The sequence below is a fragment of the Burkholderia sp. MSMB1589WGS genome, assembly GCF_001636105.1.
Taxonomy (GTDB): domain Bacteria; phylum Pseudomonadota; class Gammaproteobacteria; order Burkholderiales; family Burkholderiaceae; genus Burkholderia; species Burkholderia humptydooensis.
Window position 1 is genome coordinate 1,900,062 of sequence record NZ_LNJT01000008.1, and the last position, 15,312, is coordinate 1,915,373.

Sequence of the window (15,312 nt, forward strand, 5' to 3'; positions counted from 1 at the left end):
TGGCCGCTGCGGTATGGTCGTCGCATGCGGCGACGCGCCGCTCTCGGCCGCCACATCCGCGGCTATAGTGTCGAGCCCGATCATCCACGCGCATTGCCGTAGAGAGGCTGTTCATGGCGACCATCTCAACCGAGTTCCATCTCGCTCCCCAACAATTCTCGATCGACGTGCTGCTGGAAAAATATGCGAAGGGCGACGAGCAGACGGTCGACGACATCTACCGTCGCGTCGCGCGCGGCATCGCGCAGGCGGAGCCGCCCGAATTGCGCGACGAGATCGAGGCGCGCTTCGTCGAGCATCTGCAGCGCGGCGCGCTCGGCGCGGGCCGGATCATGAGTGCGGCGGGCAGCCCGATCGCGGCGACGCTGATCAACTGCTTCGTGCAGCCGGTCGGCGACTGCATCCAGGGCGTCGACGAGCGCGGGCTGCCCGGCATCTACGTCGCGCTGCTGCAGGCGGCGGAGACGATGCGGCGCGGCGGCGGGGTCGGCTACAACTTCTCGGCGATCCGGCCGCGCGGCGCATACGTGCATTCGACGGGCTCGAGCGCGTCCGGGCCGTGCAGCTACATCGATGTGTTCGACGCGTCGTGCCGCACGGTCGAGAGCGCGGGCGCGCGGCGCGGCGCGCAGATGGCGGTGCTCGATTGCGATCATCCGGACCTGCTCGAATTCATCGAGGCGAAGCATTCGAAGGGGCGCTGGAACAACTTCAACATCTCGGTCGCGGTGACCGACGCGTTCATGAACGCGGTCGAGCAGGACCTGCCGTGGCAGCTCGTGCATCGCGCGGAGCCGTCCCCCGCGCTGCGCGCGGCGGGCGATCTGCATCGGCGCGACGACGGAATGTGGGTCTACGCGGAAAGGCGCGCGCGTGCGATCTGGGACAAGATCATGCGCTCGACGTACGATGTCGCCGAGCCGGGCGTCGTGTTCATCTCGAAGATGAACGACGACAACAACCTGCGCGCGATCGAGTCGATTCGTGCGACGAATCCGTGCGGCGAGCAGCCGCTGCCCGCGTATGGCTGCTGCAATCTCGGGCCGCTGAACCTCACGCGCTTCGTGATCGATCCGTTCGCGCAGTTGGACGGCGGCGCAAGCGCGTTCGACTGGGACGCGCTCGCCGAGCGCACGCGCACGCAGGTTCGCTTTCTCGACGACGTGCTCGACGTGACGCTCTGGCCGCTGCCGGAGCAGCGCCGCGAAGCGGAGCAGAAGCGGCGGATCGGCATCGGCTTCACGGGCCTCGGCGACGCGCTCGTGATGCTCGGCCTGCGTTACGACACGCAGGAAGGGCGCGATTTCGCCGCGCGCGTCGGGCGCGAGATGCGCGACGCCGCGTATCGCGCGTCGGTCGAGCTCGCGCGCGAGCGCGGCGCGTTTGCCCTCTTCGACGCGAGCCGGTATCTGGAGGAAGGCACGTTCGCGTCGCGGCTGCCGGACGACATTCAGGAGGCGATTCGCCGCGACGGCATCCGCAACAGCCATCTGCTGTCGATCGCGCCGACGGGCACCGTGAGCCTTGCGTTCGCGGACAACGCGTCGAACGGCATCGAGCCCGCGTTCTCGTGGACGTATCAGCGCACGAAGATCATGGCGGACGGCAGCCGGCAGACGTTCGCGGTGGAGGATTACGCGTACCGGCTGTATCGCGAGCTGGGCGGCGACGTCGACGCGCTGCCCGACTGTTTCGTCAGCGCGCTGCAGATGTCCGCGCACGACCACCTCGCGATGATGGCGGCCGTGCAGCCGTACATTGACACGTCGATCTCGAAGACGGTCAACGTGCCCGCCGACTATCCGTTCGACGATTTCGAGAGCCTTTACTTCGACGCATGGAAGAGCGGGCTGAAGGGGCTCGCGACGTATCGCCCGAACGAGACGCTCGGCGCGGTGCTCCACACGTCCGAGCCCGACGACACGCTCGAGGAGGCGGATCTCGATCCGCTGCGCATCGCGATCGACCACCGGCCGAAGGGGGAGCTGCCGGCGGTGATCGAGAAGGTCGAATACCTGACGCAGCTCGGCAAGAAGTCGCTGTATGTCGCGGTGTCGTTCATGGAGGTGACGGGGCGCATCGGCGGCGACGAAGTGACGATCGAGCGGCCGATCGAGTTCTTCATTCCGGTCGGCCAGCGCGACGAATCGCAGCAATGGATCACGGCGACGATGCGCTCGCTGTCGCTCGCCGCGCGCGGCGGCTTCGTCGCGCGCAATCTGCAGGATCTGCGCAAGGTGTCGTGGGACCGCGGGCAGGTGCGGCTCGGCGAGACGCAGCGGCTCGACGGCCGGCGCATTCCGCTGTGGCACGATTCCGAAGTCGCCGCGCTCAGCTATGCGATCCAGCAGATCCTGCATCGCCGCGGCTTTCTTGACGCGGAGGGCAACCAGGTGCCGTCGCGGCTGCTCGCGAAACTGCCGCGCGGCGGCGCGGATTTGCATGCGGTTGCCGCAATGCTCGCGGCCGAGACCGGGGCGGCGAGCGGCGAAAGCGATGACGAGACGGCCGCGGCGTCGCACAGCGCCGGCGAGTTGCGCACGATGTTCGGCCGCAAATGCAATTCGTGCGGCGCGAACGCAGTGATTCGCAAGGACGGCTGCGATTTCTGCACCGCGTGCGGCGAGATCGGCGCGTGCGGTTGAGCGGTTGAGCGGTCGTCCGCTCGTGCGCGCGCCGGCGACGAAGCCGGCGGCGCGCGCCCATCAGACTTCCCAATCCCGCCTTCTTTCCTTCCGCTCGATTCCTCGCATCCATACGGGCCATGCCCGCTTGCGCCACCGTGCACGCCGGGCGACGGATGGCGTGACGCTGCCGCGCGCGACTCGCCGATCCGGCGATATACATCGCGGCATGCCGAACAGAGTCCGAATCACGCCGCCGTCGCATATGGCCGAAATCCGATTCAATGCGGGAAATTGAAAATGGCGGTTTAAAAATATGGCTGGATTTATTTTCATATCTGAAATGTCAAGGGGTCCGCGAGAATCAGGCTGAAAATATTTATGCCGCATAAAACGATGTTGCCGATCCTTTTGATTGGGCAGAGAAAATCATGGAAAGGCGGAGGGGTCGGGGCTCAGATGGAGTTGGGTTGAATAACCAACTGTTTATGGCGGGGTATTCAGAAAGCGCTTTATTTTTTTGAAATTTGTTTTTAACATTGCGCGCTCAACATGAGCCGGAATGAGCCGGAAGTTGTTTTTAATGAAAGCCGATTCATTGGACATGGTTCAATGAATTGAAACGATGCATTCCGGAGCGGTAACGATCTGAATCAGACGGGCCCGACATTCCCATTCGGGCGCTCTCGGCGAATCGCGGTTCCGGCGCGCGTCGTCCGACTTGCGCTGCGCCGAATCATCCTGGTTTCTCAGTCAACCTCTCGCGAGCACTGACGATGGACAACTTTTGCCGCACGAATCTGCCTGCAACGACCGATCTGCCGGAGTTCGTCTTCGAGTTGCCGGGCCTGCAGTATCCGGAGCGCATCAACTGCGCGGCGGTGCTGCTCGACGACGCCGTGACCCGGCGAGGCTGGGGCGAGCGCGTCGCGATTCGCACCGAGTGCGGCGCCGCGTGGTCGTATCGCGAACTGTTCGAGCTGAGCAACCGGATCGCGAACCTGCTCGTGCGCGACGGCGGGCTCGTGCCGGGCAACCGGGTGCTGCTGCACGGAACCAATCACCCGTTCCTCGCCGCCGCGTGGTTCGCGGTTGTCAAGGCGGGCGGCGTCGCGGTGACGACGATGCCGCTGCTGCGCGCGGGCGAGCTGTCGAAAGTCATCGCGCAGGCGAAGGTCTCGCACGCGCTCTGCGAAGCGTCGGTGTCCGCCGAATTGCGCGCCGCGATGGCGGCGGTGCCCGGTGTGGGGTTCATCCGGTGCTACGGCACGGACGAGGAAGACGCGGCCGCGTTCGAGCGGCTGATGCGCGAATACCCGGCGACGTTCGACCCGGTCGACGCGCGCGCCGACGATCCTTGCATCGTCGCGTTCACGTCGGGCACGACCGGGCGTCCGAAGGCGACCGTGCATTTCCATCGCGACGTGATGGCGATCTGCCATTGCTTCCCGCAGCACGTGCTGAAGCCGAACGCCGACGACGTGTTCTGCGGCTCGCCGCCGCTCGCGTTCACGTTCGGGCTCGGCGCGCTGCTGCTGTTTCCGCTGAGCGTCGGCGCGAGCGTCGTGCTGTTGCAGCGGGCGAAGCCGGAGCGGCTGCTCGCCGCGATCGGCGCGCATCGCGTGAGCATCCTGTTCACCGCGCCGGCAGCGTATCGGGCGATGCTCGACGACATCGGCGATCATGACATCTCCAGCCTGCGCAAATGCGTGTGCGCGGGCGAGGCGCTGCCGGTGCCGACGCGCAACGCGTGGCTCGCGCGCACGGGCATTCGCATCATCGACGGCATCGGCGCGACCGAAATGCTGCACATCTTCGCGTCCGCGGACGACATGCAGGCGAAGGAAGGCGCGATCGGCAAGGCGGTGCCCGGCTACCGGCTCGCGATCCTCGACGAGCGCGGCGAGCGCCTGCCGCCCTATCACGTCGGCCGTCTCGCGGTGCAGGGGCCGACCGGCTGCCGCTACCTGAGCGACGCGCGCCAGCGCGACTACGTGCGGCACGGGTGGAACCTGACGGGCGACGCCGCCTATCTCGACGAGGACGGCTACCTGTTCTATCAGTCGCGCGCCGACGATCTGATCATCAGCCTCGGCTACACCATTTCGCCCGCCGAGGTGGAGGAGGCGGTGCTGAGCCACGCGGACGTGCTCGAGTGCGGCGTCGTCGGCGCGCCCGACGGGCGCGGCGGCACGCTCGTATGCGCGCACGTCGTGCTGCGGCCCGGCGTGTGCGGCTCAGACGCGCTGACGGCGGCGTTGCAGCAGCACGTGAAGGCGCGGATCGCGCCGTACAAGTATCCGCGGCGCATCGAGTATCGCGCGGCCGGTCTGCCGCGCAACGAAGCCGGCAAGTTGCAGCGCTTCAAGCTGCGGCAGGCGGCCGCCGACGACGCACAGGCGGCCTGACGGCATCGCCCAACCCATTCGACATCGAGGCGACATGAAAATACTGGGAGCGGGTATTGCAATACCGGACGGCGCGGCGCACGCGCTGGCATTTGCGAACGACTATGCGCTCAAGGCGGCGCGGCAGGCGCTTTCGAAAGCGCGCTGCCTGCCTTCGGAGCTCGATCTGATCGTCAGCCTGTCGGTTTCACCGAACCGGATGGCGGACGCGGCGGGCATCGCGGGGCCGCGGCTCGCGCATCCGGTGCAGCGCGATCTGCGCGCGGCCAACGCAGCCGTGTTCGATCTGCTCGACGCCGACTGGACGCTCGCGCTCGATCTCGTGCAGAGCCATTGCCGGCAGCTCGGCTACCGCCGCGCGCTCGTCGTGAAGGCCGAGGCGCTCGCCGACGTCGACGGCGCCGAATCGGGCGGCCATGCGGACGGCGCGGGCGCGATCGTGCTCTCGCCCGGCCGCGGCGACCGCTATCACGCGAGCTACGCGGATCTCGACGCGCCGAGCCTCGCGACGCTGGCCGGCGTGTCCGCGCGGCATGCGCACGAGACGGGCGTCGTCGCGCGCTTCGACGGCGGCTTCGACCCGGCGGCGGGGCGCTTTCGCGCCGTGCCGCGCAATGCGGACGCGGCCGTGCGCGAGGTCGTCGGCGACGTGCGAAGCAGGATCGACGCGCCGGTATCCGAACTGTTCCGTGAATCCTGGGTGTGCGGCTGGCTCGCGGACGACGCAGGCCTCGCGAGCGGGGCGCAAGCCGACGTGATCGACTTGATCGATGGCGACGCCGGCGTTCCCGCCGCGTTCCAGCTTCCCGCGTGGCTCGCGACCCGCGCGGGCGCGCGCGGCGACGCGCGGGTCGTCGCCGCGCTGACGCTCAACGCGTTCAAGCCCCGCATCGCATGCATCGCAATGGAGGTCTGATGTCCTACAACGTTCGCATGGCCAGTCTCGCGTGCAATCTGCCGTCGCGCCTGCTGCGCAACGACGATGCCGCCTTCGATGAAGTCGAGCCGATCCCGTCCGAGTGGTGGCAGTTCTGGGGCATCGAGTCGCGCTACGTGATCGATCCGCACGCGGGCGAATCCGAGTTCGCGATGGCCGAGCGCACCGCGCGCCAGGCGCTCGCGCGCGCGGGCGTCGACGCGGCCGAACTCGATCTCGTGCTGTTCAACATCACGTCGCCGTTCGTCACCGCCGCCGATGGCGCGAGGCGTTTCGCGCCGCGGCTGTCGCGCGCGCTGCGCGATCGGCTCGGCGCGCGCCGCGCGCTCGATGCCGACGTCGAAATGGAATGCGCGAGCTTCGTGCTGCAAATGCAGCTCGCGACGAACCTGATCAAGCAGGGGCGCGTGAAGCGCGCGCTCGTGTGCTCGTCCGAGCGGATGTCGGCGGTCGTCGATTACGCGAGCAAATCGTCGACGACGTTCGGCGACGGCGCGGCGGCGGCCGTGCTCGTCGCCGACGCGCACGATCCGCACGGCGCCGACTGGCTGAACGCCGTCTACCGCAGCGACGCGACGCACTACGCTCTCGCGACGATGCAATGGCGCTACCCGAAGCCCGCAGCGGATCGCGACGACGCCGAGCGCCAGGCCGAGCGCTTCGGCGCGTATTTCACGCTGAAGCCCGAGGCGCAGGAGCAGATCGCGCGCTTCATGCCCGAGGCGATTCCCGACATCGTCGAGCGTCTGCTGCGCAAGACCGGCTTGCGCACGGACGATATCGACGCGATGGTGTTCCATCAGCCGTCGGAGATTCTCGTGCGCGCGTGGGCGCAGCGCCTCGGCCTCGCGCCGGATCAATACGTGATTCGCCTGGCCGATTGCGCGTGCCTCGTGTCGGCCGCGGTGCCGCTCGCGCTTTACGAATCGATTCGCCGCGGCGTCGTGAAGCCGGGCTCGCAGGTGGTGATCGCGGGCGCGGGCGCCGGCTGGGGCTTCGGCGCGCAGCTATGGCGCTGGGGCGAGACGGCCGTGACCGACGCGGGCTCGACGCTCGATGCGACGGAGCGCGAACATGCGGCATAACCTGGAGATCGCCGGGCTCGGCCACGCGCTGCCGGAGCGGATCGTCGGCAACGAAGAAGTCGCGCGCGTCATCGATACGAGCGACGCGTTCATCCGCACGCGCACCGGCGTGCGGCACCGCCGCTACCTCGCGCCCGGCCGGCAGCTCGCGGATCTCGCGTGCCCGGCCGCCGAGCGCGCGATGGCCGACGCGGGCGTCGCGCCCGCCGACATCGATCTGCTGATCGTCAACACGCTGTCGCCCGATCATCACGATCCGTCGCAGGCGTGCTACATGCAGCCGCGGCTCGGGCTGCGCGAGATTCCGTGCTTCGACATCCGCGCGCAATGCAGCGGCGCGCTGTACGGGCTCGAGATCGCGCGGCACTTCGTTGCGAGCGGCCTGTATCGCAACGTGCTGCTGATCTGCGCGGAAGCGCTGTCGCGGCGGATCGACACGAGCAACGCGGGCCGCAACCTGTCGATCCTGCTGAGCGACGGCGCGGCCGCGATGGTGCTGCGCGCGCAGCCCGACGCGACGCGCGGCCTCATCGATCTGTCGCTCGGCGCGGACGGCACGCAGTTCGATCTGCTGCAGACGGAAGCGCCGGGCGCGAAGCGGCCGAACTTCATCGACGCCGACGACATCGCGGCGGGCCGCCACTGCTTCCGGATGCGCGGCGCCGAGATGTTCGAGGACGCGACGCGCCGCATCGTCGGCGCGTGCCGGCAGATGCTGGACAAGCACCGGCTCGCGCTCGGCGACATCGGGCTCGTCGTGCCGCATCAGCCGAACCTGCGGATCATCGACGCGGTGGTCGAGCAACTCGGCCTGCCGCGCGAGCGCTGCATGATTTCCGTCGAGGATCTCGGCAACATGGCGAGCGCCGCGTTTCCGGTCGCGCTCGCGCTCGCGCGCGAGCAGGGGCGGATGCCGGCCGGCCAACTGAACCTGCTCGTGACCTACGGCGCGGGCTCGACCTGGGCGTGCGCGCTCTATCGGAGCTGAAGGGGCCGAACGACATGCAGCACAGCACTCCAGGCTGGATCGACTCGCAGCTCGCCATCGTCGGCACCGAGGACGTGCCGCTGTACGTGGTCGTCAACGACGAAGCCGCGACGCTCGTCGAAGGCGGGCTGAGCGGCATGACCGAGCTCGTGTGGCGGCAGCTTCACGCCCTGCTGAGCGACTACGGCGGCATCCGGCATCTGCGCTACTGGCTGATCACGCATTCGCACTACGATCATTGCAGCCTGCTCGGCACGCTCGCGCCGCGCATGCCGTGGCTGCACATCGTCGGCTCGCCCGATACGGCCGACGCGCTGCAGAGCCCGTCCGCGTGCCGAACGATCAGGATGCTCGACGCTCAGGCGTCCGTCGCGTGGGAGCCGGTCGCCGAGGCCGAGCTCGCCGACCTGTCGGACATTCCGCTGTATCCGCTCAATCCGGGCAGGGCGCTCGACATCGGCGAAGGGATGCGGATGCGCGCGATCGCGCTGCCGGGCCACAGCGCATGCCTGCTCGGCTATCACTGCCCGCAGCTCGATCTGCTGTTCGTGTCGGACGCCCTCGGCGAATACCACGCGCCGACGCAATGGCTGCCGCTCGTGTTCCAGGATCTGCCCGCCTATCGGCGGTCGCTCGACGCGATCGAGCAGCAGCACGCGTCGCGGATCGCGCTCGGCCATTACGGCGTCGTCGGCGGCGGCGTCGCGCGGCACGCGGTCCGGCATGCGCGCGACGGTCTTGCCGCGCGCAACGACGAAGCGCGCGCCGCGCGCGGCGACACGAATGCGACGCGCGCGCTCGCGCGGCAATGGACCGAGCGCTATGCGGCGCGCAGCGCGAAAGTGGTGCCGCGCGCGCTGCATCTGAAGAGCATGGAGCGAATGATCGACCTGTTCCAGCGCGCCGCGTAGGCGCGCACGCCGGCGCGGGCGACGCCCGCGCCGAACGCCCCACCGGCCGGCTCACGTCGGATCGTCGGCGCCGGCCGCCGAACGCAACCACCACGACCGTGGGTTTCATTTCCTGTCGGATGACGCCATGACCACCACCAATCTGCCGAAGACGATCAACGAGCTGCTGCGCGCGCGCGCGGCGACGAGAGGCGAGAAAGTCGCGTATCTGTTCCTGAGCGGTCAGCCCGACGACGAGCAGCAGCAATCGATCACGTTCGCGGAACTCGAGCTGGCCGCACGCCGCGTCGCGCTGCTGCTGCAACGGCAGTCGGTCGGCGTCGGCGAGCGCGTGCTGCTGCTGTGCCGGCCGGGGCTCGACTACGTCGCGGGCTTCCTCGGCTGCCTGTACGCGGGCGCGGTCGCCGTGCCCGCGTATCCGCCGCGCAACCGGCAGCACGCGAGCCGCATCGTCGGCATCGTCGAGAGCGCGGGCGCGAAGGCGATCCTGTCCACCGGCGACGATTTCACGCGCTGCGCGAAGCTGCTGGAGGATACGGCGGCGTCGCACGTCGCGCTGCTCGACCTCGACGCCGCGAAGCCGCTCGACGCGACGCTCGAACCGGCCGACGTCGCTCCTTCGCACGTCGCGTTCCTGCAGTACACGTCGGGCACGACCGGCAAGCCGAAGGGCGTGATGGTCACGCACGGCAACCTGATCCACAACCTTTCGCTGATCGGCGAATGGATGGGGTATCACGACGAGAGCACGATGGTCAGTTGGCTGCCGCCGTATCACGACATGGGCTTGATCGGCGGGGTCCTGACGTCGCTGTTCGGCGGCTTTCGCTGCGTGCTGATGGCGCCGGAGCGCTTCATCCAGCATCCGTTCCTGTGGTTGCGCGCGATCAGCGACCATCGCGCGGACGTGACGGGCGCGCCCGACTTCGCCTACCGGATGTGCAGCCGCCGCGTGCCTGATGAAGCGCTCGCGACGCTCGACCTGAGCTGCCTGAAGACCGCGTACAGCGGCGCGGAATCGGTCCGCTACGGCACGCTCGCGGAGTTCGCGCAGCGCTTCGCGCCGACGGGCTTCGATCCGGAGCGCTTCAAGCCGTGCTACGGCCTCGCCGAATGCACGCTGCTCGTCGCGGGGCGCAGCGCGCCGCGGCCGCTTCGCACGGTGTGCGTCGACCAGGCGGCGCTGCAGCAGCAGAAGGTCGCGATCCGGCGCGAGTTCGAGGGCCTCGCGCCGCAGATGGACGAGCGCGACGGCGAGCGCGTGCTCGTCAGCGTCGGCGTGCCGATCGGCGGGCAGCGGGTCGTCGTGCGCGATCTGAATACGAACGAGCGCTGCGCGGACGACGAAATCGGCGAGATCTGCGTCGCGGGCGCGAGCGTCGCGCCCGGCTACTGGCAGCAGTACGAACAGACGCTCGCGGCGTTCCAGCGCGGCATCGGCGGCGAGGCCGGGCAGGATTTCGCCGCCACGGGCGACCTTGGCTTCTATCATCGCGGCGATCTGTACGTCACCGGCCGCCTGAAGGACATGATCATCATCGCCGGGCGCAACTACTACTCGGAAGACATCGAGTACGCGGTGATCGGCAGCCGACCCGAGCTGGTGCCGAACGGCTGCGCGGCGTTCACGGTCGACGCGGGCGACGAGGAGCGGCTCGTCGTCGTCGCGGAGATCGAGCGCACGCATCGCAAGGGCGATCTCGACGCGCTGCTCAAGGGCATGCGCGAGGCGATCTGGCTGCGCCACGACATCAGCCCGGGCGCGGTGCTGCTGGTGTCGCCCGGCAGCGTGCCGAAGACATCGAGCGGCAAGGTGCGGCGCAGCGAATGCCGCAAGCGGTTGCGCGACGGCGAGCTGACGGTGCTCGCGCGCTGGGACGCGGACGACTGCGTGGCCGAAGCCACGCAGGGCGGCGGCGCCGCCGCGTCCGCGTCGTCGGCTTCGCCGGCCGCCGCGCAGGCGCCTTGCGCCGCGCCGGCCGGGCAAGCCCATGCAACCGATGCGGCCGCCGCGGGCAGCGCCGCCTCGCCGAACGCCGCGAAGGTCGAGCAGCTCAAGGACTGGCTGCGCCACTACGCGCGCACGCGAATCGATTCGCGAACCATCGACGAGCGCCGGACCATTCCGCCGCACATCGTGCTCGACTTCGGCAACGCGGGGCTCCTCGGCATGCAGATCGACCGCGGATACGGCGGCCTCGGTCTCACGCATCGCGAGATGCTGGCGCTGGTGTCGCAACTGGCGACGATCGACACGACGCTCGCATTCTTCGTGGGCCTGAACAATACGCTCGGCATCCGGCCGATCATGCTGCACGCGCAGCCCGCGCTGCGCGACGAGCTGCTGCCGCTGCTCGCGACGGGGCGCACGCTCGCCGCGTTCGCGCTGACCGAGCCGGATGCGGGCTCGAACGCGCGCGCGATCGTGTCGACCGCGCAGCGCATCGACGGCGATCACTGGCTCATCAGCGGCCGCAAGAGCTGGAGCGGATCGTCGGCGTGGGCGGGGGTGATCAACGTGTTCGCGAAGCAGGCGGACGGCGCCGGCATGGTCGGGCTCGCGGTCCGGCAGGGCACGCCCGGCCTGCGGATCGGCGCGGAAGACCTGACGATGGGCGTGCGCGGGATGATCCAGAACACGCTCCACCTCGATCGCGCGCGCGTGAGCGACGCGTGCCGGCTCGGCGCGCCCGGGCAGGGGATGGCGGTCGCGCAGCAGACGATGAACTTCGCGCGCCTCGGCATCGGCGCGGTCTGCGTCGGCGCGATGAAGCGCTGCGCGCAGTTGATGCATCGCTATGCGGCGCGCCGCCGGATCGGCACCGGCCTGCTGCTCGACCATCCGCTCGCCCGTCAGCGTCTTGGCGACCTGCGGCATCGGATCGACGGACTGAGCGCGCTGATCGAGCAACTGGCGGCCGATTTCGACGCGGGGCGCGACGCGCCCGAAGACGGCCTGCTGATCGCGAAGATTCTCGGCTCGGAGTGCCTGTCGCAAACGTCCGACGAACTGATGCAGATGCTGGGCGGGCGCGGCTACATCGAAACGAATGTCGCGCCGCAGATCTTCCGTGATGCGCGGCTGCCGCGCATCTTCGAGGGGCCGACCGAGACGCTGCTCGCGCATCTGGGCAGCCGTCTGCTGAACCGCGGCGACGATCTGCTCGGCTATCTGGGCGAGCGCACGGGCGCGGGCGCGCTGGCCGCCGAGCTGCGCGGGCTCGGCGAGCAACTGCTCGAAGAGGGGCTCGCGAACGCGGAAGCGCTCGGCGGGGCCGCGCACGCGACGAACTGGGTCAACTACTGGCTCGGCAGCGTCGCGCAATGGGCGCTGCTGCTGGCCGCCGTCGAGCAGGCCGCGAAGCGGCGCGGCGCCGACGGCGCGACGCTCGATTGGGCGCAGAGCCAATACGAGCTCGCGGTCGAGGCGGCGCAGCGCCAGGTGGGCCGCCGGCGCGTGCTGTCGAGCGCCGCGCAGCTCGCCGAGTGGGCGCAGCGCGACGAGCGCGAGATCGGTCCGATCGAGCAGACGGTGCCGGGCGCGACGCAACGGATCGATCCGCTGCTGCGCGCCGACTACGACACGCGTGCGGAGCCCGCCGGCATCGGCGCGGCGCTCGCCGTCGACGAGCCGCCGCCGGCCGCCGACGTCTCGCCCGAGCCTGCGTCCGCGTCGGCCGGGCAGGCCGACCCCGGGCTGAAGCGCGAGGTCGAGCGCTGGCTGCTGACGTGGCTCGGCGAGCGTCTGCGCAATCGCCGGATCGCGCTGACGGCCGAGACGACCTTCGCCGACATCGGCCTCGATTCGATCCTCGCGGTCGAGCTGACGATGGCGTTCGGCGACGCGTTTCGCACGACCGTCGATGCGTCCGCCGTCTGGGATCACGCGTCGATCGACGCATTGGCGACGCATCTCGCCGCCCGAATGGGCCAGCACGCGCCCGCGCAAGCGGACGCGGCTTCGTCCGCCATTTCTTCTTCCTTGTGAGGCGCATCCGATCATGCAGTCGCTTTGTGAACTTGCCACGTCTGCCGGCACCCTGACCGCGCAGCTCGAAAACTACCTCCGCTCGCATGCCGACGACAGTTGCAAGCTGCTCGGCGTGCCGCTCGGCACGCCGCTGCGCGTCGAGATCGCCGACGCCGGCGCGCCGATCGAAACCCGCCGCGGCGACCGCGAGGCGACGCTGCGCATCGGCAGCGACGACGCGCAGCGCGTGATGGCCTACACGCGCAGTTGCAACTGGGCGAACGGCATCGTGCTCGTGCCGACGCTCACGCGCCTCGTGCTCGCGGGCGCGTTCGACGGCCTGAAGGCCGGCGAGCCGCGCGCGATGCGCGCGTTCGCGGCCACGCGCAAGGCCGATCCGACGCGCAACCTCGGGCTGCTGTGGGGCGCGCTGAATCTGCTCGGCCTCGCCGGCTGGGTGACGCTCGGCAGCGGCGATGAGCACGCCGGCTATGCGCTGACGCCCGCCGGCGCGCGCGTCGTCGAGTGCGTGAACGCGCAGCGGCCGCTTTTCACGCGCCTGGCCGATGCGGCTTCGCTGCTGCAGCATCTGCATGCGCTGTGTCATCGCCGGCGCGAGCACGCCGGCCAGAGCGAGGAATACGCGGCGCTCGTGCGAGTCTGCATCGACGGATGGCCGCTGCCGGAAGCGCGCGACGATCTCGAACGGCACGCCGACGCGCAACTGCGCACCGCGATGGACGGGCTGTTGCTCGGCCCGACGTGGGTCGCGCTCGACATGCCGGTGTTCGAGAAGCAGGGCGCGCAGCAGGGCAAGGTCGCGGCGAGCTTCTTCGAGGCGTTCGACGCGCGGCGCGACGGCGTCGCGATCGGCGACGCGTGGCCGCACGCGGACCGCGTCGCGCTGGACGCCGCATGGGCGCTGCTGCGCCACGCGGGCGTGGCCGACATCGAGGCCGACGGCGCGCGCGTGCGGCTCAACGAGGCGGGACGCATCCATCGGCCGATCGCCGCGCCGTATGCGGGGCTCGCCGCATCGTACCTGCGCTCGTATGCGCTGCTCGACGAATTGCTGTTCGGCGACCCCGATCCGCTCGACGTCGATCGCGACGGGCACATCGATCGCGTGATGAACGTGTATGCGTCGAGCGGCGCGGGCTCGGGCCCGGCGTCGAAGGAGATCACGGCGAAGATCATCCGGCGCCTGTTCGACGAGACGCCGCTCGATCAGCAGCCGGCCGGCATTTCCGACATGGGCTGCGGCGACGGCAGCGCGCTCAGGCGGCTCGCGCAGTACGTGATCGAATCGACGCGGCGCGGCCGGCATCTCGCCGACTATCCGCTCATCGTGATCGGCGCGGACTACAACGAATCGGCGCGCAGCCGCGCGGCGGATACGCTCGCCGCGCTGAGCGGCGTGCCGGGCGTGCACGTGCGCGTGATCGACGCCGACATTTCGCAGCCCGATCGTTACGACGAAGCAGTGGCCGCGAGCGGCCTGACCGTGAAGGGCCCGGACGGCAGTCATCGTGCGGCGCGCCTGAGCGATCTGCTGCACACGTTCATGTTCCTCGTGCACAACCGCCGCCTCGGCGTGCGCGGCGGCGATGCCGCCGATGCGGTTCTCGAGCGCCATTTGCGGCAGGTCGATCGCGCGCATCTGCGCAGCGTCGCCGAACGTTACTATCCGGGACAACTGACGGTTTCGGACGATGCGGCGCTGCCGGTTCCGCTCGACGCGATCAGGCGCGCGTTCCGCGTCGCGTACAGCGATGCCGAAGGGCTTGTGCCCGGCTACGTCGCGGCCGCCGACCTGATCGACTTCGTCGCGCGCTGGAAGCCGCACGCGAAGCACGGCTTCCTCGTCGTCGAAGGGCATAGCCCGTGGGCCGCGAGCCTGCTCGACGACGCGGCGGCCGAGCCGGGCCGCTGGACGCGGACCGAGCAGTTGCCGTCGGTGTTCAACTGGGGGATGCATTTCCTGTCGCGGCAGTTCATGGCGCCGTTCGACGAGTTCATGCTCGCGATGTGCCTCGCGGGGTTGAGCCCGCGCGACGCGATCCACGGACGCATCCACCCCGAGGGCTTCCCCGGCCCGGATCTGCTGAACGAATACCGGTTCTTCAGCATCGCCGATTATGTCGCCTACGACGCTGCGCATGCGTGATGCCGTCCGCCCGCCGGCCCCGGCGGGCGCGCGGCGCGCTTGAGCGGCGCGCGCCCGCGCGACATCTAGACTTCGTACTCGACATCGGTTCGGGCGTCATCTCCCCGCACGGCTCGCCGATCCCGCTTCCACACCGATGCAATGCCGTATAGTGCGGCTGGCGCGGCGGCGGCGTTCGCCGCGCGTCGATCATGACAATCGAGCCAGTTCGCAAGCGAACCG

Annotated in this window: 8 protein-coding genes; all 8 read left to right on the forward strand. The window is 69.5% G+C overall.

The features are described from left to right. Window positions 1–113: 113 nt before the first annotated feature. Window positions 114–2,645, forward strand: coding sequence for an adenosylcobalamin-dependent ribonucleoside-diphosphate reductase (locus tag WT16_RS25965; RefSeq protein WP_015603878.1), 2,532 nt, complete (start codon window positions 114–116; stop codon window positions 2,643–2,645). Window positions 2,646–3,400: 755 nt separating this feature from the next. Beyond that, window positions 3,401–5,032, forward strand: coding sequence for an AMP-binding protein (locus tag WT16_RS25970; protein WP_015602810.1), 1,632 nt, complete (start codon window positions 3,401–3,403; stop codon window positions 5,030–5,032). A 34-nt stretch (window positions 5,033–5,066) separates the two neighbouring features. Continuing rightward, on the forward strand, window positions 5,067–5,948 hold the full coding sequence (locus WT16_RS25975; protein WP_006028544.1) for a hypothetical protein: 882 nt from the start codon (window positions 5,067–5,069) through the stop codon (window positions 5,946–5,948). Continuing rightward, window positions 5,948–7,054, forward strand: coding sequence for a 3-oxoacyl-[acyl-carrier-protein] synthase III C-terminal domain-containing protein (locus WT16_RS25980; protein WP_015603120.1), 1,107 nt, complete (start codon window positions 5,948–5,950; stop codon window positions 7,052–7,054). The genes WT16_RS25975 and WT16_RS25980 overlap by 1 nt, the downstream gene beginning before the upstream one ends. After that, window positions 7,044–8,042, forward strand: a complete 999-nt coding sequence (locus WT16_RS25985; RefSeq protein ID WP_063534542.1) for a ketoacyl-ACP synthase III — start codon at window positions 7,044–7,046, stop codon at window positions 8,040–8,042. Before WT16_RS25980 ends, WT16_RS25985 begins: the two co-directional genes overlap by 11 nt. Window positions 8,043–8,056: 14 nt before the next feature. After that, window positions 8,057–8,953: an MBL fold metallo-hydrolase gene (locus WT16_RS25990; protein ID WP_063534543.1), complete on the forward strand. Its 897-nt coding sequence runs from the start codon at window positions 8,057–8,059 to the stop codon at window positions 8,951–8,953. A 127-nt stretch (window positions 8,954–9,080) separates the two neighbouring features. After that, window positions 9,081–12,941: an AMP-binding protein gene (locus tag WT16_RS25995; RefSeq protein WP_063534544.1), complete on the forward strand. Its 3,861-nt coding sequence runs from the start codon at window positions 9,081–9,083 to the stop codon at window positions 12,939–12,941. Window positions 12,942–12,954: 13 nt separating this feature from the next. After that, a complete protein-coding gene (locus WT16_RS26000; RefSeq protein ID WP_063534545.1) occupies window positions 12,955–15,090 on the forward strand; it encodes a hypothetical protein in 2,136 nt (711 codons plus the stop codon). Window positions 15,091–15,312: the final 222 nt, after the last annotated feature.